This window comes from Psychrobacter sp. MES7-P7E, assembly GCF_002863645.1.
In the GTDB taxonomy this organism is placed as follows: Bacteria; Pseudomonadota; Gammaproteobacteria; order Pseudomonadales; family Moraxellaceae; genus Psychrobacter.
This window is the reverse complement of record NZ_PJBU01000075.1, coordinates 33,163-59,148: the sequence shown is the minus strand read 5'-3', so window position 1 is coordinate 59,148 and position 25,986 is coordinate 33,163. Positions and strand designations below refer to the sequence as shown.

19 protein-coding genes are annotated in these 25,986 nt (G+C 43.1%); 3 read left to right on the top strand and 16 right to left on the bottom strand.

The window, feature by feature from the left end:
* Nucleotides 1-123: 123 nt before the first annotated feature.
* The 5 genes from hrpA to CXF62_RS04060 form a co-directional block, all read right to left on the bottom strand.
* The gene (hrpA, locus tag CXF62_RS04080; RefSeq protein WP_228153159.1) at nt 124-4,356 is read right to left on the bottom strand and encodes an ATP-dependent RNA helicase HrpA; all 4,233 of its coding nucleotides are present in this window, start codon (nt 4,354-4,356) and stop codon (nt 124-126) included.
* Between the two features lie 206 nt (nt 4,357-4,562).
* A complete protein-coding gene (locus tag CXF62_RS04075; RefSeq protein WP_102093020.1) occupies nt 4,563-5,153 on the bottom strand; it encodes a DUF1543 domain-containing protein in 591 nt (196 codons plus the stop codon).
* 85 nt (nt 5,154-5,238) lie between these two features.
* Entirely contained in the window at nt 5,239-6,033 is a 795-nt protein-coding gene (locus tag CXF62_RS04070) for a metallophosphoesterase family protein (protein ID WP_102093019.1), read from the bottom strand.
* Nucleotides 6,026-7,024, bottom strand: a complete 999-nt coding sequence (locus CXF62_RS04065; protein WP_102093034.1) for an alpha/beta fold hydrolase — start codon at nt 7,022-7,024, stop codon at nt 6,026-6,028. The genes CXF62_RS04070 and CXF62_RS04065 overlap by 8 nt, the downstream gene beginning before the upstream one ends.
* A gap of 155 nt (nt 7,025-7,179) precedes the next feature.
* Nucleotides 7,180-8,601: an SLC13 family permease gene (locus CXF62_RS04060; protein WP_102093018.1), complete on the bottom strand. Its 1,422-nt coding sequence runs from the start codon at nt 8,599-8,601 to the stop codon at nt 7,180-7,182.
* A gap of 390 nt (nt 8,602-8,991) precedes the next feature.
* Between CXF62_RS04060 and CXF62_RS14675 the strand changes: the two genes are divergently transcribed.
* On the top strand, nt 8,992-9,156 hold the full coding sequence (locus tag CXF62_RS14675; protein ID WP_185156592.1) for a hypothetical protein: 165 nt from the start codon (nt 8,992-8,994) through the stop codon (nt 9,154-9,156).
* Nucleotides 9,157-9,220: 64 nt separating this feature from the next.
* On the opposite strand, the gene CXF62_RS04055 is transcribed toward CXF62_RS14675, so the two are convergent.
* Both CXF62_RS04055 and CXF62_RS04050 read right to left on the bottom strand, forming a co-directional pair.
* Nucleotides 9,221-9,919, bottom strand: a complete 699-nt coding sequence (locus CXF62_RS04055; protein WP_102093017.1) for a YoaK family protein — start codon at nt 9,917-9,919, stop codon at nt 9,221-9,223.
* 134 nt (nt 9,920-10,053) lie between these two features.
* Complete coding sequence (locus tag CXF62_RS04050; protein ID WP_102093016.1) at nt 10,054-10,863, bottom strand: enoyl-ACP reductase FabI; 810 nt, start codon at nt 10,861-10,863, stop codon at nt 10,054-10,056.
* Between the two features lie 445 nt (nt 10,864-11,308).
* Between CXF62_RS04050 and folE the strand changes: the two genes are divergently transcribed.
* On the top strand, nt 11,309-11,905 hold the full coding sequence (gene folE / locus CXF62_RS04045; protein ID WP_185156591.1) for a GTP cyclohydrolase I FolE: 597 nt from the start codon (nt 11,309-11,311) through the stop codon (nt 11,903-11,905).
* Nucleotides 11,906-12,003: 98 nt separating this feature from the next.
* Here folE and msrB read toward each other — a convergent pair whose 3' ends face one another.
* The 7 genes from msrB to CXF62_RS04010 all read right to left on the bottom strand — a co-directional run bounded on the left by msrB (nt 12,004) and on the right by CXF62_RS04010 (nt 22,162).
* A complete protein-coding gene (gene msrB / locus CXF62_RS04040) occupies nt 12,004-13,218 on the bottom strand; it encodes a peptide-methionine (R)-S-oxide reductase MsrB (RefSeq protein WP_102093015.1) in 1,215 nt (404 codons plus the stop codon).
* 454 nt (nt 13,219-13,672) lie between these two features.
* Nucleotides 13,673-14,977: an iron-containing alcohol dehydrogenase gene (locus CXF62_RS04035; protein ID WP_102093014.1), complete on the bottom strand. Its 1,305-nt coding sequence runs from the start codon at nt 14,975-14,977 to the stop codon at nt 13,673-13,675.
* 283 nt (nt 14,978-15,260) lie between these two features.
* Nucleotides 15,261-16,940, bottom strand: a complete 1,680-nt coding sequence (locus CXF62_RS04030) for an ABC transporter ATP-binding protein (protein ID WP_228153158.1) — start codon at nt 16,938-16,940, stop codon at nt 15,261-15,263.
* 1 nt (nt 16,941) lies between these two features.
* On the bottom strand, nt 16,942-17,991 hold the full coding sequence (locus tag CXF62_RS04025; protein ID WP_102093033.1) for an ABC transporter permease: 1,050 nt from the start codon (nt 17,989-17,991) through the stop codon (nt 16,942-16,944).
* A gap of 62 nt (nt 17,992-18,053) precedes the next feature.
* Entirely contained in the window at nt 18,054-19,124 is a 1,071-nt protein-coding gene (gene yejB, locus CXF62_RS04020) for a microcin C ABC transporter permease YejB (protein WP_057760341.1), read from the bottom strand.
* Between the two features lie 103 nt (nt 19,125-19,227).
* Nucleotides 19,228-20,007, bottom strand: coding sequence for a hydroxyacylglutathione hydrolase (gene gloB / locus CXF62_RS04015; RefSeq protein WP_057760343.1), 780 nt, complete (start codon nt 20,005-20,007; stop codon nt 19,228-19,230).
* Nucleotides 20,008-20,329: 322 nt separating this feature from the next.
* Complete coding sequence (locus tag CXF62_RS04010; RefSeq protein WP_102093032.1) at nt 20,330-22,162, bottom strand: extracellular solute-binding protein; 1,833 nt, start codon at nt 22,160-22,162, stop codon at nt 20,330-20,332.
* 233 nt (nt 22,163-22,395) lie between these two features.
* On the opposite strand from CXF62_RS04010, the gene tnpB reads away from it, so the two are divergent.
* On the top strand, nt 22,396-23,550 hold the full coding sequence (gene tnpB, locus CXF62_RS04005) for an IS200/IS605 family element RNA-guided endonuclease TnpB (protein WP_102093012.1): 1,155 nt from the start codon (nt 22,396-22,398) through the stop codon (nt 23,548-23,550).
* 261 nt (nt 23,551-23,811) lie between these two features.
* Here tnpB and serC read toward each other — a convergent pair whose 3' ends face one another.
* Nucleotides 23,812-24,939, bottom strand: coding sequence for a 3-phosphoserine/phosphohydroxythreonine transaminase (serC, locus tag CXF62_RS04000; protein ID WP_102093011.1), 1,128 nt, complete (start codon nt 24,937-24,939; stop codon nt 23,812-23,814).
* Between the two features lie 92 nt (nt 24,940-25,031).
* Nucleotides 25,032-25,940: a DNA polymerase III subunit psi gene (locus tag CXF62_RS03995; RefSeq protein ID WP_102093010.1), complete on the bottom strand. Its 909-nt coding sequence runs from the start codon at nt 25,938-25,940 to the stop codon at nt 25,032-25,034.
* Nucleotides 25,941-25,986 lie beyond the last annotated feature (46 nt).

The window sequence follows — 25,986 nt, the reverse complement described above, 5'->3', positions numbered from 1 at the left end:
TATTAATAAATTAAGATTTCTAGATCAGTTAGAGACGATTAAGGGAAGCAAATTTAAACTTGCTTATAGTTTTAAAGTGGTAATAGTGCTTACTCCACGTACCACGCAAAACTAAAACTTAGCCTAACTCACCTTATCCCACATCTTACTTAGACGCTTGGGCGATACTGCCATACGTGTTTTCATAGGCTGGGCAAACAATTGAATACGGTACTCTTCCACCATCCAGCGATACTCACTGATGGCTTCTTTATCCGCACGTCCTGCTAGCCGCTCCATATGCAAATCAAGCGCGTATACACCATCAAGGTCGGCGTCGAGGTTGTGCTCCAAACGCTCTAGCCGAATCTGTAACGCTTCAAGATAGCGTGGGTACTGTTGCCAGTGGCTATAATCCATCCGATAGACAAAATCAGCCAAATGTAAGTCTTCTAGTTGATCTTCGATATCATCGATAGACTCACCAAATATCTCGCGATCTAGCATCAGTAACCCTTGGCGAATACGCTGCCAACGAGTGTAGACATTCTTAAGCGTTTTGATAACGCTTTGACCAGTTAATAAGAAGTTATTCACCACCACTTCAAGAGTTTGGGCATACTCTTCAGAGGTAAACGGTAGCTCCTCGCTCAATCCAACTGCGATGTCATCGGCGCTTTCTGGTAAATTTTCAGAGTGATCAAATAAGACATAGTGCTCTTCGAGAGCCGCGTCTAACGCAGCATCTATAACGATCGTTTTGAGTTTATCCATGTCGCCAAGTGGCGCAAATGCCAGTTTAAATATGCTATCGATTTGGCTCGTTAGCTGCTTTTTCTTTGCACCAAGTTTGCCTTTGATTAAAGTCAGCACCCCGATGCGATGTGCTTGAAGTGCTGCATTGACATCAGTATATTGATGAATCGATACAGCTTCTCCCGCTTCATCAGCGACGAGTGCCGCAAACTGTTTCATCACCACACCTGCGCTATGATGATTTTTGCTAAAAGCAAAATGCTCAGGGAACTCAGTATGCACGCCTTGCTGTTCATTTACCGCTTGACTGGTCTCAGATGCATGACGAATCTGTAGAGTTTGTAGATCACGGCCTTTTTCGATGATACGGTTTTTCTCATCGACCACGCAGATTTGTGGCTGCAAATAACGATCAATCGTAGATGGACTGAAGTTCTCTGGCGTCACCGACATAATACCGCGACGATGCAACGCCTGACACAGCTGCTTCAGTAATCCTTGCCCACCCTTTGGCTGCAATTCATCAAACAAACTGTCTGCAGTATTGGGTATCGGTACGATTTGGCGACGTATCTCTTTTGGTAGCGACTTGAGCAGCTGCAATACCAGTTCATAGCGCCAACCGGGCACGCCCCACAGTAGCTCAATCGCATCGAGCTGCGGTAATGCGGCAAGCGGCACACGTATGGTCACACCATCATCATCGCTGGCGGGATCAAAAATATAACGCAGCGGCAGCTTTAGATCGCCCAGCTTCCACACTTCTGGAAAGTCCCCTGTGGTCGGCGCCTGGCTATTAAGTACATCTTTATCAGTGAAGAATAGATGCTTGGCATCATGCTTTTCGACTTCTGCACGCCAATCCTCAAACGCTTTACGACTGGCAACGTGCTCAGGGATTTTCTTATCATAGAACTGATAGAGCGTCTCTTCATCTACCAACAAATCGCGGCGGCGCAGCTTGTCTTCGATACGCTCAACATGAGCAATCTTGTCCATGTTATGTTGCAAAAATGGTGCATTGCGACCAAAGTTACCAGTCACCAAGCCATCACGGATAAATATCTCTCGTGACTCGACCAGATTGACTTGCTCATAATTGGTCAGCTGCTTACTAATAATAATCAGCCCAAACAGACTGATCTGTGCGTAGGCTTTAACGCGTCCTGTTTTTTTGGACCAATGTGGCTCAAAGTAATGATATTTCAGCAAATCACCTGCCGCTGAAATAATCCATTCTGGTTCGATTTTGGCAACAGTACGCATAAAGACTTGTGAAGTCTCCACCATTTCAAACGCCATCACCCAAGGTGGTATTTGTTTAAACACCGTACTGGCTGGGAATATCTTGGCCTTTTGCTGACGCGCCGCTAAATACTCACCGCGGCTTTCAGTCTTGTGCGCGATGATAGACAATAAACCCGTCAATAACGCTCTATGCAGATTGGCATATTTGACCGCTTTTAGCTCTTCGTCTTCGATCGCTGTTGGATCATTGACAGCCACATTTTTATCAGCAGCTTTTGACTCATTGACATCAGTTAACTTCAGTTCAGTAACCATTTGTACCAATTGACGATGTGTCTGATGCCACTCACGTACACGCGGGAAGCTTAAATAGTTTTTCTTAGCAAACTGCTTACGCTGATTACCAGACAGTTTATTGCCGTCTTCATCTTTTTCAAACAGCGCCTTCCATAGACTCAGATAAAACAAAAAGTCAGAGTCGTCTTGACGGAAGACCGCATGCTTTTGATCCGCTTGCGTGCGTTTATTGGCAGGACGCTCGCGTGGATCCTGTACAGCAAGCGCTGCCACAACGATCAGCATTTCGCGAATACAATCAAAATCAGAACCAGCCACCAGCATACGTGCTAGCCTTGGATCGATTGGCATACGTGCCATTTTCTGACCAGTTGCTGTCAAACGCAGATGATCAAGCCCTTTCTTAGCTTTTGGTTTATTGGTTTTGTCCTGAGCAGCGATGTCTTTCTTAGAGGTAATAGCGCCCAATTCATCTAGCAATTTATGACCATCAGTAACCAATCGGCTATCAGGCGGCTCAATGAATTCAAAGTCATCTACACTACCTAGACGTAGGTTGGCCATTTGTAGGATTACTGACGCTAAATTAGTACGTAAAATTTCAGGCTCAGTAAACTCAGGGCGACCACTAAAATCTTCTTCACTATAAAGACGAATACAAACACCTGGAGCAACACGGCCACAGCGACCTTTACGCTGATTAGCCGCTGCTTGGGAAATTGCTTCAATCGGTAAACGCTGTACGCGCGAGCGATACGAGTAACGCGAAATCCGCGCAAAACCCAAGTCAATCACATAGCGGATACCTGGTACGGTCAATGCAGTCTCAGCAACGTTGGTCGCGATAACAATACGGCGACCTCGACCCGATGGTTGAAAGATACGCTGCTGCTCTTCGTAAGTCTGCCGTGCAAATAGTGGCAGTACTTCGGTATGGCGCGGACCATGACGCTCAAGCACCTCTTGCGTTTCGCGAATCTCCGCTTCAGTCGCAGCAAATATCAAAATATCAGCTTGATCGGCGTGGCCTTTGCTCTGCGCATCGCTAAAGCACTCTTCGACAGCGGCAACCACAGCACGCGGCAGGTTCTCTTCAAAATCATCGTAGCTGTCATCCTCTGAGCTGTTTACTGGCTCATCTGTCAACGGACGATAACGGACTTCTACTGGAAAGCTACGCCCTTCTACATTAAAAATAGGTGCAGGAACTTGCCGTTTTAGCTTGTTATCATAATGGCTGAAATACTCACTAAAGCGCTTGGTATCAAGGGTCGCCGAGGTAATAATGACTTTTAAATCTGGGCGCTTGGGCAGCATCTTTTTGAGATAACCCATAATAAAATCGATGTTCAAACTACGCTCATGCGCCTCATCGATAATAATCGTATCGTACTTACTCAAGAACCGATCATGACCCAACTCAGCGAGCAGAATACCATCGGTCATGAGCTTTACAACAGATTGCGCTGTCCCTTGCTCATTGAAGCGAATCTTAAAACTGACAGTATTACCTAATGGCTCACCCAACTCTTCTACGATACGGTTTGCCACACTACGAGCAGCCAATCGTCTCGGCTGTGTATGCCCTATCTGCCCTGTGATACCACGCCCTGCCAGCATCGCAAGCTTAGGCAGCTGCGTCGTTTTACCAGAACCCGTCTCACCAGCGACAATAATGACTTGATTATCAATAATCGCTTGTACTAAGTCTTCTGCGCGCTGGCTAACAGGCAGATCTAAATTTAGCTTGGTAGGTAAATCACTTGGAATACTATCGATACGTGCCTGCACAGCTTCTTGAGAACGCGTTTTGATTTTTTCGTACTGAGCACGTTTCTTGGCGATTACATCATCTGAATTATTCTTTTGCTCAGAATCATGATCAGATTTTTTATTTTTAGATACAGCAGCACGTGCCAGTTCTCGCTCAAGACGGCTTAAGTAATAGCTATCCTTGGCAAGTACTGGTAGATCCGCCAGTGGTACTGCTGGCTTCTTAGTATCTTGAGTTTCATTTACAGTAGATGTATCTGGATCGCTGTTTTTAGGAATATTGGGCTTAGAAGTATTGGGCATATTTGCTTAGGCTATTTATTATGTAGAAGTGGTTAGATTATGGGGGTAATTGGGGTATGATTCAAGTTAGTCGAGTCCTGATTGCTCTTGTATCAATAATGCTGAAACTATCACACATTACAGAACGTATCCGAACTTAAGTTATCCAGTAAGTTCATTTAATCAAGCATGTATTGGGTTACTTTTATAAAATTTAGATGAACCTATTATAGCGCCAATTTCTTTAAATTCTTGATGCTTAGATAGCCAACATATTCTTTGTCTTCGCAAGCATTCAGCTCATCTATATCACTGATAGGCTCAATCGAAAGTCGAACATTTGAGAGAAGATCATTTACGTTATATATGTCATCTATATCTACTGCAAACTTATCATCGATATGTGAGGCAGCGTCAAAAGGTGATGTTTCATCTTTAAAAGTAAATTGCTTATAAAAATCACTGTTCTTCGCTTGTTTGATCGCGTCAGCTTGGTTAGGTGCAACGATGAGTAGCTTATAATGGAATTCTTCAAAACTGCCCTGCTGATAGCCACCTAGATTGATAAAGAATAACTTTAAGTCAGCAGCAGCCGTTATTTGCTGACTTGGTTCAATTAACTTGATGGCATAACTACCCACTTTAGTAACTGCTCGATATGAATCAATATGCCATTTATTTTTTACTTCAGGCCAATGCTCATTGATATCTCCTATCAAGTCACTCACCTGGCTGGCTGCGCCAAAGAAAATATCGTGTTGCTCAATCAGACGGCCTTTAGGACGACCGCCCAGTTGAACCATATATAGTGTTACCATTTTACGTAATCTCTATTAAATCAAAATCCATAGTTAATCTAAAGGTAATGCTGTTAGTGCTAGGATAGAATGTTTTTAAGTACTGTCATACTGGAACTACTCTACCCGTCTTCAATGCAAATGCCCAATCTTCACGTCCGTTTCTTAGAGCCATATTTGCTGCTGCTTCATGGTTATAAGCCACTTTGACATGCTCAGTTTGCCAATGTTTACCTTGTTGAGTCTCAATACACTTGATAAGAGCATAATTAGCATGAGGCGAATAAGTTTGCATCTTATGAATAATAGGCAAATCATCTTCGTAAGCTGGATAGCCAACGCTACCACTATTCACAATAGTTTGTCCTGACGACAGTACTACTGTTCGCGGGATGTGTGTATGACCACATAAGATAATATCATTATCAATACCATCAAGTAACGCCAATATAGTCGCATCATTACGCACTATTGGTTGACCCGTTTCGATATCCTCTAGTAAATATATCATGTCATCGGTCGGCGAACCGTGGCAGAGGTATACATCCTCACTGACATGAAAATCAAATGGCAAAGACCGCATCCATTCAATCGCTTCTTTAGAGAGATCTTTGATAATAAAACCCATGGTTGGATTATTAGCAATTTCTGCCGTAGTGGCTTCATAAATCTGCCTATCCTGATTGCCTCTAATAGTAATAATATCATCTCGATTTGCTATTAATAGCTCATAGGTAGCATAAGGCGCTATTGGCCCGTACAAAATATCACCAAGATTGACAATCTGATCAACATCTCGATATCTTATATCGGCAAGCACAGCTTCAAGAGCGTAGACATTACTATGAATATCTGAAATCGCAGCGATGGTTGTTATTTGTTTCTTTTCTAAGTTATCCATTTCCTGACTCACTAATCAAAAACTGCTTTACAACGTCAATGGTTGCTAACGGATCTTCTTCGTGCGGTACATGACCTAAGTTATCAAATATCTTAAGCTGACTATTACGTATATCTCTATGAAATAACGCGGCGTTTTCTACAGGAATAAGGTCATCTTTTGCACCCCATAAGATCAAAGTCGGTATGTCGAGCTGCTTTATCTGCGCTTGGTCACTGTCATCATCAGTCTCATTTAGGCGACGACTTAGTGCTTGCCGATTACCTTGGCGCAAGGTCAATTCATAGTATCTATTAATCAACTCCTCATCGACTTTACTGTCATCGGCATACACGCTTAAAACGCTTTTCTCAACAATATTTCTGGGTAGGATACGATTTAAAATTGGTGACATCATTGGATATTTAGCAATTTTAAAACCAATAGGAATATGTTTTGGCGTTGCTGGATAACCAACTGAGTCTACTAATATTAACCGATCGACACGCTCAGGATACAAAGCGGCGGTGCGCCACGCTACCTTGCCTCCTAATGAATTACCGGCTAGCGTGACACGGTCCAGCTTCAAATGATTGAGTACTTCAATAACAAACGCCGCATAATTTTCGCTGCTATATTGTGTGCTCTCGTCCACATAAGGACCTGTAAAACCAAACCCTGGCAAATCCATGCTCACGACACAGTATTGATCAGACAGCGCCTTGGTCCAGCCCTCCCATGTATGCAAACTTGCCGATGTACCATGCAATAAAACGATTGTTTCAGGTTGATCTTTTTCAGCTGTATTGCCACGATTTACATGACAATTAGCTGACTGCGATACATGCGCTTGCATACCTTGTATGTTTATAAATTCGCTGTTGGGTAGTTGCCATTTTTTTAGCTCAGCGATGGTACGATCAGGTGCCCAGTATTTTGCTATAAATACCATTACCACGGCAATTGCGCCTAGTACTATTAGACTAATTGCTTTTAATAAATACTGTGTCATGTGATCAAATCCATTCAATAAGATGACGTTAATAATAAACATTCTATACCGTTATCTCGTATGATAAGCCATAAAAAACCCGACGTTTAAGAATCACTTAAACATCGGGGTTTTTAGCATTTGTACATATGACTGTGTCTACATGAGCTATTTAACTATAATAAGAAAAAGTATGCCCAACACCCAATGATGATAGTAGAGATAATATTAAGGATGACACCTGTACGTATCATCTCTGTTTGCTTGATCAAACCTGTACCAAACACAATAGCATTCGGCGGCGTGGCAACTGGTAGCATAAAGGCACAAGACGCACCGATACCAATAATAAGTACTAAGACCTCACTCGGTATACCCATATGCTCGGCAATTGCCACAAACACAGGTACTAAGAGCGCGGCTGAAGCCGTATTTGATGCAAACTCTGTTAAGAAAATAATAAAGGCTGAGATTGCAAGCATCACCACCAATAGTGGTGCTGTTTGTAAGCCATTAGCAACCGTCTCGCCTAACACTAATGACGCACCTGATACTTTTAAGATATTTGATAGCGCAATACCGCCACCAAATAACATGAGCACGCCCCAATCCGTGTTGTCTGATACCTGTTTCCAAGAAACTAGACCCAAGCTCACGACCGCCACTGCTGCAAGCAACGCGACAACGGCATCTGTATCTTCGATACCAACTGCAGCCCCAATTTGTTTAGACAACATCCAGCTAGCTGCCGTGACAATGAAAACAGTAATTGTTAATAGGCGGGTTTTGGTCCAAGGAATGATTTCATCTTGCTCTAGCTGCATAGTACGGTTTAGGTTCGGCTTTAGATACAAATACATCGCACCCAACAGTACTGGTAATAGTATCAGCATCATTGGGATACCAAACTTCATCCAATCAACAAATGCGATATCCAATGCTTTTGCAGCAATGGCATTTGGTGGCGAGCCGACAATCGTGCCCAAACCACCCAAACTTGCTGAATAAGCAATACCAAGCAGTACAAACACAAAAGTACCGCGATCTTCTTTACTATCAACTTGCGTTAAAATACCGAGTGCCAATGGGAGCATCATTGCCGTTGTCGCTGTATTCGATATCCACATGGACAAGAATGCCGTCACACCAAATATCAAAAATACTGCTGTACTGAGCTTGCCGCCCGACAACGATAGAATTTTTAGCGCAATCTTTCTATCAAGCTTTTGTACATGTAACGCGGCCGCCAAGGCAAAACCACCAAAGAAGAGATAAATAATGGGACTAGCAAAGCTTTGCAGACCGACTTCAGCATTAAAATCAGGAATGCCAATTAATGTCCCAACCACAACCACCAAGATCGCAGTGATTGTGACGTGTATCGCCTCAGTGAGCCATAGCACGCCGATAAAAAACAGCATTGCTAGCCCTTTGTTAGCACTGACCTCAAATGGCAATACACTATAAATAATAAAACTAATGATTGCCGCAATGGCGACCACGATCAATCCTTTTCCCGTTCCCTTTGGGAATGTATCCGTAAATAAATACTCGTTACCATCATCAGGAATATGGCTATCCAGCTTTTTCTCTGACATAAATTATCCTTATCGCATCCAAAGTGAGTATGAAGTCAAAATTATTGCAACATACACTTATTATAAGACATCATGATATTCATATAGCGAACATTACGCGCGAAAATATCATATCAGAATAACTTATATATGAATACATTTTGATTAATTTTGTTTTTTTAGGATATCTGTTTGATTCGTTAATGATAATCACCTCTCGACTTTGTGAGATTTTTCAATAGTAGCTCTCTCACTACTTTGTTCTCACTGCTTTGAATGGACGCCTTGGTTGATAAAAATTACATAAAGCATTCAAACATTCATCATTTGGGGCTATACAAGTAAAAACCGATACCACATAATTTTAGGGTTAGATAGATAATCATCAATAAAAACAAGAGGAATGACACTATGACAGATGCAAATAAAACCGATGCAACCACAAAAATGGCGCCAAAAGACATCAATCAAGATAGTCTGGCCAAAGAAGATCAACAACGTACTGACGACTCTATGCTCGATATGATGCAAGGGATGCATGAGCACGAAGATCATAAAGAAGAAGGCGCAAAATAAAAGATGGCAGAACGGCAGATAAAGCCAGTTATCTAGTATTAACAGCAAAAATAAGAAGCGCTTGTCATGATGATGAGCGCTTTTTTAGTTTTGTTTCTCTCACCTCTGGCAGATGATCTGAGACATAGTTATATATAAATGCTGCTGTTAGAACGATTGCGATGGGTACAAGCAGCGCATCATAGCTAACTTTGGCAAACAAAAAAGCCCCCACTGTACTGCCACCGCAGAAGCAATACCAAATAATGGCTTGAAAGCCCAATGTCGGCTTACTAATGGAGCGACCCGCAAGCCAGTTACCGATTGCTGCACCCATATCGGATGTCAGTCCTGTCAAATGAGTTGTGCGAATAACTGCTCCACTATAAGTGGCTACCATCGCGTTTTGTAATCCGCAGGCCATCGCTGCTGCCAATTGTCCGAGATAGTCATGCTGCTGATATAACCAATAACTCACCAACAGTAGTGCTGCTTCTAGATATAGCGCTCGTCCATAACGACGACCGAGTTTCAATGATGTCTGTCCAATGACAAAGCCGCTTAGTATAGCCCCTACCAAAAAGGACAGCAACAAGGTACCAATATATAAAATACTACGCGCGTCTGAATGAGCGATTGCCGCTGCAAACAAACTCACATTGCCCGTGACGTGCGACACTGATAAATTGGCAAACCCCATTAACGCCGTCGTATTCACGCAACCAGCACTAAATGCCAATACTGCCCCGCCCCATAGTATCCACTTTGGTAACTTGGTTATCATATCCCTCGTCCAAAGGCACGTAGCTAAAAAGCCGCATTGCTAAAAAAGCACGTAGCCAAAAAGACTCATAGTATAACTAGAAAAGACAGCCAATTGGCTGTCTTTTCTATTATCAAACGAATCATCTATAACAATTACTGTGCTGGTTCATCAAGCATCATCAACTGCTCGCTGATAGCAACTGTATTGAAACCCGCATCAACGAACATAATCTCACCTGTGATACCAGATGCCCACGGCGACAATAAGAATAACGCAGCGTTACCTACTTCTGTCTGTGTGATATTGCGTTGTAATGGCGCAATTTTTTCGCTGATATCGAGCATTTTACGGAAAGATTTGATACCACTAGCCGCTAGCGTGCGGATAGGACCTGCAGATATCGCATTAACACGGATACCTTCACCGCCCATAGACGTTGCTAAATAACGAACACTGGCTTCTAAACTGGCTTTTGCCATACCCATGACATTGTAGTTTGGCAATACTGAGATACTGCCTTCATAAGTTAATGTCAGCATAGAACCATGACGCATTGCAAGCAACTCACGAGCTGCTTTTGCCAATGCCACAAAGCTGTAGCTAGAAATATCATGTGCTATGTGGCTGCCTTCACGCGTGGTAGCATTGACAAAGTCACCATCGAGCTGATCCATTGGGGCAAAACCAATGGCGTGTACCACACCATCAATACCATCACCCCAATGCGCGGTTACTTGCTCAAAACAAGCAGCAATCGACTCATCAGAGGCGACATCACACTCTAGCACCAAATCCGCTTCGAACTGTTCGGCAGCCATGTCCACACGCTTTTTGATTTTATCATTCGGATAAGTCAGGATCAGTGAGGCGCCTTCGCGGTGTAGCGCTTCTGCAATAGCCCAAGCGATAGAGAGTTTACTTGCGATGCCAGTTACGACAAATCGTTGTCCTTGCAATAGCATAAGATTTCCTTTTGAATCAATCGAGATGATTTAGAGTATAGGTTTATTTAGAGTAATCAGAAAGTGACGCGTCATGAAATGATGCAAATCAAAAGATGACTTATTATACACGAATTAGTTTAAGTAAACAGTCGTAAACTGTACTTGTCGACTCTCATTAACGTTGTATTAACCTCTCATTTAGTAAACCAATCAGATATCTGCCATCCATAACGGTCTTTATATAAACGTTCTAAACGGTATACACCGTTATAGTTATGACCCTATTGATTTGTCTGACGACTCTGAACAGATTAAACACTCAACTGCTTGCTACAGCAGTATGAAGTTCAGCAGATTTCGAGTATAATCACAGCCCTTCCCAGCTTGCACAATTTTATAAGAATCCTGACATGATAGGATTCAACGTTAAGCTACACCCACATTTTGGATGGCTGCCAAACTTATGAGTAACACCCCAATAATAACCCCAGATTATAAAGAAAGTACCGAATCTTATCGCCAACTGATTGCTTCAACTGGCGAAGACTTAGATCGTCCGGGTTTGCTAGATACGCCTGTACGTGCTGCAAAAGCTTTTGCCCATCTGACCCAAGGCTATCATCAAAGTATAGATGAAGTGGTCAATGATGCTGTGTTTCCATCAGCCAATCGCGAGCTGGTACTGGTACAGAACATTGAGTTTTATTCACTGTGTGAGCATCATATGCTACCGTTCCATGGTGTCGCTCATATCGGCTACTTACCTGACGGCCAAGTACTGGGACTGTCAAAATTTGCCCGTATCGTCGATATGTTTGCCCGTCGTTTGCAAATACAAGAAAACCTAAGTGAGCAGATTGCGCAGACCATTATGGATGTTACTGGCTGCCGCGGTGTAGCAGTCGTCATGGATGCCTCGCATATGTGTATGATGATGCGCGGTGTTAGCAAACAACATTCAACCACGCGTAGTACCGCGATGCTTGGTGAATATCAACACAACAATCAAGCCCGTAATGAATTTTTGGGTGCGGTACCTAAACGTCAACCAGCGTTTTAAGTCGCTGTTAATTGATTAGGCTGTTGTGAATAACAACCAAATAAAAAGGACGCATATGATGCGTCCTTTTTATTTGACTGAGTGATGGAAAAATAGTACTAACCAATTGGTTTTACATCATCTACCCAATTGCCATAACCTTCAGCTTCCATATCCGCAAGCGGAATAAAGCGAAGTGCTGCTGAGTTCATGCAATAGCGCTTGCCTGTCGGTGCTGGACCATCATCAAATACATGGCCCACATGTGAGTCCGCGTAACGGCTACGAATTTCAGTACGGGTTCCAAATATCCCTCGATCTGGCTTTTCAACCACTAAGCTCGTATCCAATGGGCGAGTAAAACTCGGCCAACCCGTACCAGATTTATATTTATCACGCGAAGAATACAGTGGCTCGCCAGATACGACGTCTACATATAATCCAGGCTCTTTGTTATCCCAATACTCATTATCAAAGGCGCGCTCAGTACCCTCTTTTTGGGTGACTTTGTACTGAATGTCACTAAGGGAGTTCTTTAGCGCATTTTGTGAAGGTTTTACGAATGTATCTGGGTTAAAACCTTTACTTACTTTGTTATCCGCTGTGTTATTTGACGTCACTTGCTGTGTGCTATCTGCTTCGGGCGTAAACTTACTAAAATCAAGCTCATAGTTTTTACCATAGACACTCTCGATAAATTGATAGCGACCAGAATTGAAGGTATAAGCTTTATAGCGTATCGGGTTCTTTTTATAATAATCTTGATGATACTCTTCAGCAGGATAAAAAGTGCTAGCAGGAACAATCTCAATCACTACTGGATTGGCATACACACCAGAGGCTTGCAGTGATTGCTTGGCCGCTTCTGCGATTTGCTTTTCTTGCGCATTATTATAAAAAATTGCTGGACGGTACTGTGTGCCGCGATCAACATACTGCCCTTTATCATCAGTAGGATCAGCGATTCTCCATAGCGCCTGTACTATGCCGTTGTAAGTAATCTTCTTAGGATCATAATACACCTGCGCCGCTTCTGTATGCCCAGTACCACCTGCTGACACCTGCTTGTAGGTTGGGTTTTCAGCGGTTCCACCCGTATAGCCAGACACGACTTCTACCACGCCAGGGATTTTTTCATAACCTGCTTCAACACACCAGAAACATCCGCCCGCTACTGTGGCTACTGCCAATCCTGGCGTAGTCGGTGCATATGGGTTAGCGGCAGTTGTGTTCTTTACAGTAGAGCTGTTTTCAGTTGATGCGCAGCCTGCGTAAATCGCACTACTCGCTATGATAACTAACCCTATAATTCTAGATGGTAATATTCGATTCATAAAAATCTCCTAAGCGTAATGTCCTTTAGATATCCTAACGCTTTTGTATCACTGAAACATTCCTATACTGTAATATATTTACAGTTTATTAAGATATTTTTTATCAACTGGGTTTAGAGCGTGTCCTCAATTCAATCGATAGTCATCTAAATGGGTTAAAAATGGCTAAATCTTGTCAAATGGTGTCAAATAGCTGACTAATATCTCGATATTATCTGCGCTATTTTCCTTGTTTGACTGCAATTTATCTTATTTTTATCACCATTTTTAAAATGAGGACACGCCCTAATCACAAGATAAATTAAACGGTTGTTTGATAACGATTATATATTTTAGTATGAGTTAACTATAGAAATAAGACGAAAGCTTTGTTATCTCAATGCATTAAAAAAGCCCATTCTTAAAAAAGTAATGGGCTTTTATTTATCGTAAGGTTATCAATGTAAGCATAGGATTATGAAGATTTTTGGCTATCTTTATCAGCACGTTCGTCACTTGCCTGCTTAATCTTCATTAGAATTTCTTTGATTTCAGTTGCTGACAGATAGGTTGGCACGGCATAAGTATCGCTGACCTCTTTTGCAGCTGCCTTTGCAATCTCATCAAAGTCGCTAGTTTGCATACCATTGACAGTCGGGTCAATATTTAGATCTGCAATCAAGTCTCTAACTTGGGTGATAAGGTGATCTGCTATCTCACTATCGCCATTGGCTGCTTGACCATCCTGTACCATACCGGTTCTTTTCGCCAATGCAGCCAGTCTTTTTTTGCTCGCTTTGCGATTGACGTCGAGCACATAAGGCAACACGATGGCGTTGGCACGACCATGAGGAATACTATAGTAAGCGCCTAACTGATGCGCGATAGCATGCACATAACCCAAACCTGCTTTGTTAAAGGCTATCCCGCCATAATGAGCAGCGATACCCATCTCTTCTCTTGCTTTTAAATTGCCACCGTCTTTATAAGCTAGTAGTAGATAATGCATGACAGATTTTACGGCAGAGGCTGCATAGTAATCTGTCTCTACGCTGGCATTGGCACTCATCCATGCTTCTAAGGCATGGGTCAATACATCAATACCAGTATCTGCTGTTATATGGGCTGGCATGCCTTTCATAATAACTGGGTCAATCGCAGCGGCTAGTGGTACCATTCTTGGGTCGATAGACAATGCTTTTTGATGCGTTTTGTCATCAGACACTACTGCACCAAGTGTCGCTTCTGAACCCGTGCCAGCTGTCGTTGGTACGCAGTATAGCGGCGTTGCAGGCTTTCTTGCTTTAAGAATACCGATTAGCTGCTTTGGCTTGCACTTATTGCCTTGAGACATTGCTATCATTTTGGCCGCATCGATCACTGAGCCGCCACCAATGGCTACGATAGAGTCACAATTGGCCTCTATAGACTGACGTAGTCCTTCTTCAACTACTTTAAAAGTAGGATCTGGCGTAACACCGTCATAGATGTGGTAACTGATATTTTTCGCATCTAGATAATCGGTAACTTTTGCTGGTATGCCCAGTTTGTTGAGCACTGCATCCGTGACAATAAACACATTGGTATTGCCTTCATTGATAAGCATATCGCATAGCTCGTCACAGGCAGTCTCGCCAACGAATAACATCGGTCTTCTGATAGGTATCACATAAGATACTGCTTTTAATACCTTTGCCCGAGTCTTAGCCACAGCCAAATAACCAGCATGCTGCAAACTGTTGTTCTTTACCAATTTAGTAATACTGTTTTGTGTTTTCATGAGCACAAAAATCCTTTTTAATGATGGTTTTAACTGCAATAAAGACCGTTAAAGACCGTTTTTGCCAGCCAGTTAAATATTACTAATTTACGAGCGCCAGAATGTATAAAGATACGCATCACAGCATTATAAAATGGGCAGCTCTCTAAAATTATTGTACCACTGCTTTTTTCGTTATGTCGCTATTATTATGAACTGTGATGTGTCAATTTTATACCAAGCCGCTTATTTTAGTCGCTTAGTTTGATTGATCAATCTAAGTGGCTACAGTAAGTCGTTTAAACTAGTCAGTACTTGCCCTTAATAATTGCTGAGTGTAAGTATGTTGTGGATGATTAAAGAGATCTTCGGTACGTCCAGATTCTACGCAAGTGCCTTGTTTTAACACCATGATATGCTGACACAGTGCACGTACTACCTTGAGATCATGACTAATAAAGACATAACTGATTTCTAGTCTTTCTTGTATTTCACGTAATAAACTAACTACTGTGACCTGTGTGGTACTGTCGAGCGCAGAGGTCGGCTCATCCAATATAAGTAAGCTTGGTTTCATAATGAGGGCACGCGCCAGCGCCACGCGTTGACGCTGACCACCTGACAGCTCATGAGGATAACGCTGCGCAAATGCTAAAGGCAAATGTACCGTAGCAAGACTATCTAGCACCGCTTGCTGACGGGCGACTTTATCCACGCCTTGTACTAGCAATCCCTCTTCAACGATTTGCATGACTGTCATACGCGGATTAATACTGGCAAATGGATCTTGAAATACCATCTGAATTTGCGAGCGGAAATTACGTAGTGCTTTTTTGGACAATACTGAGATATCTTGACCATTGACCACTATCTGCCCATTCACACGTGCTTGGTTGCTCAGTAGTTGGCTAAGCCCCAGCGCAATGGTGGTTTTTCCAGAGCCAGACTCACCGACGATACCCAATGCTTGGCCTTTTTGTAGCGTCATATCGACATCTTTGACCGCATCGAACCAGCGCTTGGTACCTCCAAGCAGACCTTTTTCAATTGGGAACTGTACGTTAAGACGCGTCACTTCTAATACGATTGATTGTTTATCTGCGTTATCGTCTTCTATGGTTAATGCTTGCCCAAAGTCTTGCTTGATAAGTGTGCGGGTATAATCAGCTTTAGGCTGATCAAATACCGCTGACGTTTGACCCTGTTCGATGGTTTGACCTTGGCGCATAACGATGACCTCATCACTATAGCGCCTGACCAAATTGAGATCATGACTGATTAATATCATCGCCATATTGTGCTTGCTTTTGAGATCATCTAGTAGCGCTAAAATCTCATGTTGCAAGGTAACATCGAGCGCAGTCGTTGGCTCATCAGCAATTAAAATATCAGGCTGCTGAGCCAATGCCATCGCAATCATTACTCGCTGACGCTGACCGCCTGATAACTCATGTGGGTAACGGTTCAACTTGTCAGCAGGATCTGTAATATTGACATCATTTAGCAAAGCAATGCTGGTTTCTTGCCATTGCTTCTTAGGCACGCCAACTAGACGCAACGATTCAGCGATTTGTTTGGCGACCGTATGCAACGGATTTAGTGCGGTCATTGGTTCTTGAAATACCATACCGATACGCTGTCCACGAATAGCACGTAATGCGGCATTACGCGCCTTATCATTCGCTATGGACAAGGTCGACATGCCTGTTGTACTTGCAAGCCGCACCTCACCAGTAACGGTGAGGCTATCTGGTAACAGCCCTAGTAGCGCAAGACTGGCAATTGACTTGCCAGAGCCTGACTCACCAACGATGGCCAAGGTTTGCCCTTGTCTTAACTCATAAGACAGCGCATCGACCAACTGGATGCCTGTAGTCGTCGTGATAGTTAATCTATCTACAGTTAGCATGAGCTTATCTTGTGCACGATGAAGACTTTCATTTGGCGCATTGCTGTGCTTAGTGGCGACAATATTTTTAGTCATATTAAGAACGCCTCGGATCAAATGCATCACGCAGCGCTTCGCCGACGAAGATGAGCAATGACAAAATAAAGGTCAAACTAAAGAATCCTGACAAGGCAAGCCAAGGTGCATCAAGGTTGTTCTTCCCTTGTACCATTAGCTCACCAAGAGACGGCGAGCCAGGTGGCAATCCATATCCCAAGAAATCCAGCGCAGTCAAAGCGATAATATTGGCCGTTAGAATAAATGGCAACTGCGACAAACTAGAAGCTAACGCATTGGGTAAGATATGTCTAAGCATGATTTGGCTGTCCGAAACACCTAAATTGCGTGCAGCTCGCACATAGTCAAAGTTACGGGCTCGCAAAAACTCTGCCCGTACCAAACCGACCAAACCCATCCAACCGAACAGTAGCATCATGGCGAACAGCATAATAATGCTGGGACTAAACAGACTGACCAAAATAATAATCATAAACAGCTGAGGCATACCGCCCCATACTTCCATAAATCGCTGCCCTGCCAGATCTACCCAGCCGCCATAATAACCTTGTACCGCACCGACGATAATCCCAATCAGTGCACCCGCAAGCGTCAAGGCCAGACCAAACAGTAACGACACTCGCATACCATAAAGTATCCGTGCCAGCACATCACGTCCCATATCATCAGTACCAAGCCAGTTCTGAGCATTGGGTGCTGCTGGATAAGGCAGACCAAGCTCGACGTTGGGCGTCTGGTCGGCAAACGGAATAGGCGGCATTATATAAAACCCTTGCTCATCAATCAGCGACTGCACTGCAGGGTCTTTATAATTGGTTTCGGTCTCAAATACACCACCAAACGTCGTTTCAGGATAGGCCTTTAATACCGGAAAGTAATAATCGCCTTGATATTGAACCAGTAAAGGTTTGTCATTGGCAATGACGTTAGCTGCCATACAAATAACAAATATCACTGCGAAAACAAACAGCGATATCACCCCAAGTCTATTTTGACGAAAGCGATTGAGTCGTGCTTGCCAGATAGGGTTCAAGCGTTGCTTTTTTGTGGTAGATAGCTGCTCAGGCATTGGCGCTTTATCTGGTTCGCTATTAATAGTACTGCGATTTGGTGAAGGTTGATTATTTGACATTAGCGCCCCTCAAAGTCAATACGAGGATCGATTAAGTGATAGCTCAAATCACTGATTAACTGTAGTAGCAGCCCCACTAAGGTAAAGATAAATAGTGTGCCAAATATCACTGGATAATCGCGTTGTTGAATGGCTTCAAAACCTAGTAAACCGAGGCCATCAAGTTTAAAGATAATTTCAATCAAAAAGTTACCGGCAAAGAAGATACCAACGATAGCGGCCGGAATACCTGCGATAATAATCAACATCGCATTGCGAAAAACATGTCCGTATAGTACTTGACGCTCACCTAAGCCTTTAGCACGAGCAGTGAGTACATACTGTTTGCCCAGCTCCTCTAAAAAGCTGAATTTGGTCAGATAGGTCAAACCTGCAAAACCGCCTACAGTACTTGCCAGCAGCGGTAACGCCAAATGCCAAAAATAATCTTTCACTTTACCAAGCGCGCTTAGCTGATCAAAATTTTCGGACGTCAGTCCCTGTAATGGAAAGATATTCCAATAGCTGCCACCTGCAAAGAAAACCAGTAAAATCACTGCGAAGACAAACACAGGTATTGCATGTCCGATCGCTAGCAGCATAGCAGTGGCTTTATCAATGCCTGAGCCATGATGCATCGCTTTATAGACGCCTAGCGGAATAGCGATCATATAGATGAGCAACGTACTCCACAGCCCAAGCGATATCGAGACTGGCAGCTTCTCTATGATAAGATCGGTCACCGACTGCCCTTTAAAAAACGACTCACCAAAATCTAGCTGAGCGTAGTTCTTTAGCATGAGCCAAAATCGCTCTGGAGCGGATTTATCAAAGCCATATTGAGCATTGATCGCAGCGACCATCTCCTCAGAGAGACCACGCGTGCCTTGATAAGTACTGTCGTTGCCACCTGCACTGCCCGCACCAATATTACCGCCAAGCGCATTATCTTTTGCGCCCTGCTCAATAAGTGCCAGCTGCTGCTCAACAGGCCCGCCCGGTGCCGCCTGTACGATCACAAAATTGGCAAGCAATATCAAAAATAGTGTCGGCAATATCAGTAGTAGTCTTTTTAAGATATAACGACCCATAATGGCGACTTCCTAAATAAAGAGAGATAGCAATGACGTTCAGCAGCGAATTGTGGTGTATTAAATAGGTGCTTAAAAGCAAACTATTTGTTAAAAACTTACTTTAAAAGTTGTTTTTCAGCTCACGTAACGCTGCAAATACCGTTAACGACTTCTCATCATCGATAGGCATTTTGGATTTAACTCCTGCGATTACACTCGGCTCTTGTGTACGTAAAAACACATTTACCGTGCGCTCATGCTCTAGTGTCACTGGTAGCGTTGCCATGCCTTGTTCAGTTTGTACCTCTGCTCGTGCTAAGGCTTGCTGCATCGATTCATTGTCAGGTTCAATAGACAGGCCAAAACGCAGGTTACTGGCCGTATATTCATGCGCCGGATACAGTAGCGCCTCATGAGGCAAGCCGTTCAAACGCTTAAAGCTCTCATGCAGTTGCTCAATCGTACCAGTAAACACACGTCCACAACCTGCACTAAACAACGTATCACCGCAGAAACAATGCTTTTGCCCATCGATATCCAAAATATAGGCCATATGGCTAGCGGTATGCCCTGATACATCCCAGACTTGCGCAGAGCAGCCCCATGCGCTCACCGTGCTACCGTCTTTGATAGTTTGATCTTCATCGACGCCATGCTCACTATGCGCAACCAGATGAGTCATCGGATACGATTCCTGCAACTCTGCAACGCCGCCGATATGATCATGATGATGGTGAGTCGTCCAAATCGAGGTTAGTTCGAGCTCATGCGTCTCTAGATAATCAATGACCGGTTGGGCTTGACCTGGATCAATGACAATCGCCTGCTTATTATTTTCATTAATCAATGTCCAGATATAGTTATCGCTAAATGCTTTAATGGGGTGAATACGAATACTCATATTAAATCCTTACCGGTAGTTATTTTTGTTACGTGTTATTTTGAGTTATCTAGGGCGTGTCCTCAATTCAAACGAGTGTCCTCTAAATGGGCTAAAAATAGCTAAATTTTGCCAAACATCGTCAAATAGTTGGTCAATATCTCGATATTATCTGCACTATTTTCCTCGTTTGACGGCAATTTATCTCATTTTTATCACCATTTTTAAAATGAGGACACGCCCTAATCTAACTGTTATTTGATAGCAACAGCATATATTTAATAAAACAGCATATAGGCTCAGCTGTCCGTTATCACAAGGTCAAACCTCATATAAATACTGTCTACTGCTTTAAATATTTATTGATACGCCCTTCTGCCTCTTTATCGACCCACCAGTAATCAATACCAACAGCATTGGTCGGTAGTTTTTCGGTATGGCGATACTGATCCCAGTAGGCGACATTTGTACCAGATTTGCCGTATAGCGGTACAACATAATGTCCTGCGCGCAACAACCGGTCTAGCACCTGCGTATACAGTACAATCTCATCACGATTTTTAGCATTACCAAGGGCAGCAACGACTTTATCGACGGCTGCATTCTTGATACCAGCACTATTATGATTACCCGGCTCGTCAGCAGCAGCACTTCCCCAGAATGCCGCTTGCTCAGCACCAGGAGATAGGCTTTGAGCAAATACGTCCACGACCATGTCATAGTCAAAACGGCGCATACGCTCATAATATTGCGGCCCATCGACTTGACGCAAGGTTGCATCAAATCCCAAGCGTTTTAGATTGCGAATGTAAGGCAACAATACACGGCCCATGGTCTCGCCTGTCATCAAAATCTCAATCTGGGCAAGCGATCTATCAGGCTGATATAGTTTCATATCCTCATAATAAAACCCAGCCTCTAATAGAAGCTGGCGCGCTTCTAATAATCCTTGACGATTAAAACCATTACCATCACTGGTGGATAGCTGCCATTCTTCTAATGTTGCTTTACGCTGAGTCGGTTCAAGCTCAGACAATAACGGCGTCAACACCTGCATTTCTGCGTCAGATGGCGTACCCATTGCGGCGAGCTCTGAGCCATGAAAAAAGCTTTGCAAGCGTTCATATTGCCCATGAAATAAGGTTTTATTCATCCATTCAAAATCATAAGCAGCCGTCAATGCTTGGCGAACTTTGATATCTTGAAAGATTGGGCGGCGCAAATTCATCACCAACGCTTGCATCGGTACTGGGTTTTGGCTGATTATCGTCTCTTTTTGGATAAGCCCTGCTTTCACTGCGGGGAAATTATACCCAGTTACCCAGTTAGATGCTTTATTTTCGGGGCGAAAACGGTATTGACCGGATTTAAAACCTTCAAAGGCAATTTCATCACTTTGATAATAAACAAACTTGATCATATCAAAATTGTAGCGGCCACGATTGACCATCAAATCACGACCCCAATAATTGGGATCACGTATATAACTTACCGAACGCCCCGCATCGACGCGTCCCAATTTATAAGGACCACTACCCATCAATGGTGACAGACTGATTTTCTCAAAATCGGTATCAATGGAAGACTTGGCAAATATAGGGAACTGGCCAACGGTCAGCAAAATTTCTTTGTTTTCAGCAGAGGCAAAGACAAACTTTACTTGTTGATCATTAATGATTTGAATGTCTTTGATATCACTTAGATAACTGCGAATATACATGGGGCCTTTGTTCAATATCGCCTCAAAAGTTGCTTTTACATCGCGACTGGTCACAGTAGACCCGTCCCAAAAACGAGCATTAGGATTGAGATGATAGATAATCCAGCTCGTATCATCTGGATCATATGTCACTTTACTTGCCAGCTGCGGATACATGGTAAAAGCTTCATTTAATGAGCCAGTCATCAAAGTATCATACAGATAGTCTGTGCCAATCATCGCGACACCCGTGGTCATCCATTTATTGGCGCTATTAAACGTACCGCGAGCATCTAGAGAAAGCGTGCCCCCTGATGGCGCTTTTGGATTGGCATAAGGTAAGTAAGGTGCATTGATGTACTCAGTAGGGCTATTGTGACCAAGCGCGGTCGTCGTGATAGGTGCAGCGATACTGCTCGGTATCCAACTGACGGTGATGGTTAGCAACATGGCTTTTAACAGGGCGTTTTTTATTATCATGACGTTATAACAAACCTCTATGCTAACCAATATAAATATCAAAACGTAAAGCCTGACAGCAAAACAGCGTTATAGCAAAATTTTATCATAGCAAACTTAGGTTTTTTAACACTTCAGCGCAGAAGCTCCCTACTTCTAAAGTAGTGGGATGAATGCATTGTTGGTAGTAACTATTTCTACATGTGGTATTATTAATAATAAATATAGCACGAAATATAAGCACCGTCTGTATGCCCACTCAAATTCTAAACGCCCATAAAGTTAGGATATATCCTAATGCCGATCAGCAAGTATTCTTTGCTAAATCATTCGGTTGTACGCGCTTTATTTGGAATAAAATGCTTGGTGATAAGATTGATCATTACAAAGCTACTAAAACCACCCTAAACAACACCCCAGCTCAGTACAAAAAAGAGTTTGAATGGCTCAAAGAAGTGGATAGCCTGGCATTGGCTAACGTACAGCAACAGCTAAGAGCTGCCTATAGCAAGTTTTTCAAACAAGGCTCAGGTTTTCCTAAATTCAAGAAAAAAGGCATTAAAGACAGCTACACCACCAACAATCAAAAGGGAACGGTAGCCGTCACAAAAAACACCGTTAAACTGCCTAAAATAGGCCACATCAACGCCAAATTCCCCAGTAAAATAAACGGCTTAATAAAAAGTGCCACCATAAGCAAAACCCCATCAGACAAGTATTACGTCAGCCTATTGGTTGAAACGGTCGTTGAGCCACTACCAAAGACTCACTCTAATATCGGCATTGATTTAGGACTGACCCACTTCATCGTCTTATCAAATGGATGCAGAGTTGCCAATCCTAAGTTTCTGGCAAAGTTGCAAGATAAACTGGTGCGAGAACAAAAGATTTTAGCCAAACGTAGAGCTGTGGCCAAAGCGGATCAACGTAAACTATCAGAGAGCGGTAACTACCAAAAGCAAAAACTTAAAGTTGCTAAAGTCTACGAGAAAATAACCAATAGCCGCAAAGACTTTCTACATAAGCTCTCATTCAATATCATCAAAAACCACGATGTTATTGCTATTGAGGATTTGAATGTAAAGGGTATGGTTAAGAACAGGAAACTTGCCAAAGCCATATCGGACAGCGCTTGGTCGGTCTTTACCACCATGCTGGCATATAAAGCGGAATGGTACGGTAAAACGCTTGTTAAAATAGACCGGTGGTATCCATCCTCTAAAACGTGCTCAGGATGCAGTCACTTGCTAACGAAAGCTGAATTACCGCTGTCGTTAAGATCTTGGAATTGTCCAAGTTGCCTGCAAGAAAATGACCGAGACCTCAACGCCAGTATTAACATCTTAAATCAAGGATTGCTACTGGCTAAACACTCAAAAACTGTCGGTGCGACAGGGTTAGCTTAGTCAATTCGCTTAACCGCTGATACAGAATATCGTGTCAAGTATGAGCGTTACCTAAGAAACCCCTACCTATAAGGTAGTGGGTAGTTCATCCTAATGGTTTGCCGTGTTACGCGGCATCCATCAGTACGACATCATTGATATTAGATATAATGGCGGCAGATATTAAACGCTTCTTCCTAAAACTGCGCATCGACAAATACACTCATAAAAAAAGACGCAACTTGTAAAAGCAGCGTCTTTTATTTTAAAGGCTATTATGACTTATGCATGCTTTTTTTCAAAAGCAATCATAAAGTCAACCAACTGCTGTACCCACTCAAGTGGTACGGCATTGTAGATACTGGCTCGCATACCGCCTACGTCGCGATGACCTTTTAGATTTAACAAACCAGCTTTTTCTGACTCTTCTAAGAATACTTTATCAAGGCTGCTGTCTGCTAAAGTAAACGGCACGTTCATGATAGAACGATACTTAGAATCTACTGGATTATTATAAAAACTGCTCTCATCGATTGTCTTATAAAGTAAATCGGCTTTTTGCTGATTGATTTTACCGATAGCAGCCACACCGCCCTGCTCTTCCAACCAATCAAACACTAGCCCTGCTAAGTACCAAGAGTACGTCGCTGGCGTGTTAGACATAGACTCTTTGTCAGCTTGATGCTCATAGTTCAGCAGCATAGGACACCATTCACTTGCTTGCCCCATCAAATCATCACGGATAATGACAATGACTAGACCTGCAGGACCGATGTTTTTCTGTGCGCCGGCGTAGATCATGCCAAATTTAGACACATCTATCGGCTGTGACAAGATACAAGATGACATATCAGCAATGATTGGCGCATCTACTTGTGGCGGCTCAAATATCTGTAAACCATGAATCGTTTCATTGGCACAGTAATGAAAATAAGCGGCGTCTTCACTGATATTCCAACCGCTTTGCGCTGGTACGTCAGTAAAGTTACTCTCTTTGCCAGTCGCAACTAAGTTAATCTCGCCCAAACCCAATGCTTCATAGCGCTTAGCTTCTTTGATTGCTTTACCTGACCACGCTCCTGTCGTCAAATAGTCACCGCGTCCGCCATTTAACAGATTCAATGGAATCGCAGAAAACTGCAAACTTGCGCCACCTTGCAAAAACAGCACTTTATAGTTATCTGGTATTTCCATAAGCGTGCGTAGCTTAGCTTCCGCCTTGTCAGTAATGGCCATATACTCTTTACTACGATGGCTGACTTCCATGACCGACAGGCCGCGACCTTGCCAATCAAGCAGTTCGCTCTGCGCGCGCGCTAATACGGCTGTTGGCATAGTAGCAGGACCAGCACAAAAATTTGGCAGGCGATGCGGGGTGGCAGTTGCTGTAGACGTTGGGGTTGTAGGCATAATCACAGTCCTAGGTATGATGAAATAAAAGGATGTTTTTTATTTCAGTTTGTTGATAAAGGCAATGGTATCGATGTTAGTTTTTATACAACTCAATGAGATATCTGCTCCCACAACTGACGTTTAGCATCACTGTCTGCGAGCATTGCTTCTAATGTCGGCACAGTGGTCAGATTGGGATGTTGGAGGCCGTTAGGCAGCGCTGTCAGTGCAGCAACTTGTATCTCTTCACTCCGGCCAATTCGAAAGATATATCCTGCAAGACTGGCATTGGCAAGCTCAGCAGTATCCATACCGTCGCAAATCGGGAATGATGTTGTCTCGCAAGTGATTGATAGCGCTTGAATGATGTTTTGCCATAGTTTTTGACTGTCACTATTTAGCGCTTTGATATCAACCACTATTACCCAGTCACCATAGCGGCCACCTTGCAAGTCAAATGGTACTACTTTTTTTAAGCTATCATCATTTATGCTGTCATCACTAGCACTCTGTGGAAAACTACTTTGCGGAAAATTATTCTGCGCAAATTGAGGTTGCTCAATAGGTGCATTCGTAGAGGTTACAGCAGTTTGGTTCGATGTAGTACTTGGGATGTCATGATAGATAGACCCAGTACTTGAACTAACAGTAGTTGAATCAACGGAATCAAAACTATAAATAACAGGGCTTTGCTCGCTAGCCGTCTGCTCAGCGGTAGCTTGCAAATCAGGATCATACTCATCGGCAACATAGCCCTTAGCATTGTAATCATTGATATCATAACCATCAGTCGATCGATCAACTGTGCCTAAAATTCCAACGCTCACTACTTCATTGTTACTAGACTCAATATCAGTGGAAACAATATTTGACTGCTCAACCGAAGCTGTCGCAATGTCAGCCATATTGATGGTTTCTGACTCAGGTTGTACCCACTGATTGATACCTATCATCGCTAGAATTTGGCGTTGCTGCACACGGCGCTGTAATACAGTTAGCGGGTCTTGGGTATCACTCATTCGACTCTACTATCCTACTCATTTTGTTTATATCATTTATAGATGT

What these genes read in the sequence shown, in the direction of transcription:
- CXF62_RS04050 (WP_102093016.1), bottom strand. Translation starts at nt 10,863, where the DNA reads ATGCTATTGCAAGGACAACGATTTGTCGTAACTGGCATCGCAAGTAAA.
- gloB (WP_057760343.1), bottom strand. Translation starts at nt 20,007, where the DNA reads ATGAGTATTCGTATTCACCCCATTAAAGCATTTAGCGATAACTATATC.
- yejB (WP_057760341.1), bottom strand. Translation starts at nt 19,124, where the DNA reads ATGGGTCGTTATATCTTAAAAAGACTACTACTGATATTGCCGACACTA.
- CXF62_RS04055 (WP_102093017.1), bottom strand. Translation starts at nt 9,919, where the DNA reads ATGATAACCAAGTTACCAAAGTGGATACTATGGGGCGGGGCAGTATTG.
- CXF62_RS04035 (WP_102093014.1), bottom strand. Translation starts at nt 14,977, where the DNA reads ATGAAAACACAAAACAGTATTACTAAATTGGTAAAGAACAACAGTTTG.
- CXF62_RS04060 (WP_102093018.1), bottom strand. Translation starts at nt 8,601, where the DNA reads ATGTCAGAGAAAAAGCTGGATAGCCATATTCCTGATGATGGTAACGAG.
- hrpA (WP_228153159.1), bottom strand. Translation starts at nt 4,356, where the DNA reads ATGCCCAATACTTCTAAGCCCAATATTCCTAAAAACAGCGATCCAGAT.
- CXF62_RS03995 (WP_102093010.1), bottom strand. Translation starts at nt 25,940, where the DNA reads ATGAGTGATACCCAAGACCCGCTAACTGTATTACAGCGCCGTGTGCAG.
- msrB (WP_102093015.1), bottom strand. Translation starts at nt 13,218, where the DNA reads ATGAATCGAATATTACCATCTAGAATTATAGGGTTAGTTATCATAGCG.
- tnpB (WP_102093012.1), top strand. Translation starts at nt 22,396, where the DNA reads ATGCCCACTCAAATTCTAAACGCCCATAAAGTTAGGATATATCCTAAT.
- serC (WP_102093011.1), bottom strand. Translation starts at nt 24,939, where the DNA reads ATGCCTACAACCCCAACGTCTACAGCAACTGCCACCCCGCATCGCCTG.
- CXF62_RS04030 (WP_228153158.1), bottom strand. Translation starts at nt 16,940, where the DNA reads ATGACTAAAAATATTGTCGCCACTAAGCACAGCAATGCGCCAAATGAA.
- CXF62_RS04075 (WP_102093020.1), bottom strand. Translation starts at nt 5,153, where the DNA reads ATGGTAACACTATATATGGTTCAACTGGGCGGTCGTCCTAAAGGCCGT.
- CXF62_RS04070 (WP_102093019.1), bottom strand. Translation starts at nt 6,033, where the DNA reads ATGGATAACTTAGAAAAGAAACAAATAACAACCATCGCTGCGATTTCA.
- CXF62_RS04065 (WP_102093034.1), bottom strand. Translation starts at nt 7,024, where the DNA reads ATGACACAGTATTTATTAAAAGCAATTAGTCTAATAGTACTAGGCGCA.
- folE (WP_185156591.1), top strand. Translation starts at nt 11,309, where the DNA reads ATGAGTAACACCCCAATAATAACCCCAGATTATAAAGAAAGTACCGAA.
- CXF62_RS14675 (WP_185156592.1), top strand. Translation starts at nt 8,992, where the DNA reads ATGACAGATGCAAATAAAACCGATGCAACCACAAAAATGGCGCCAAAA.
- CXF62_RS04025 (WP_102093033.1), bottom strand. Translation starts at nt 17,991, where the DNA reads ATGCCTGAGCAGCTATCTACCACAAAAAAGCAACGCTTGAACCCTATC.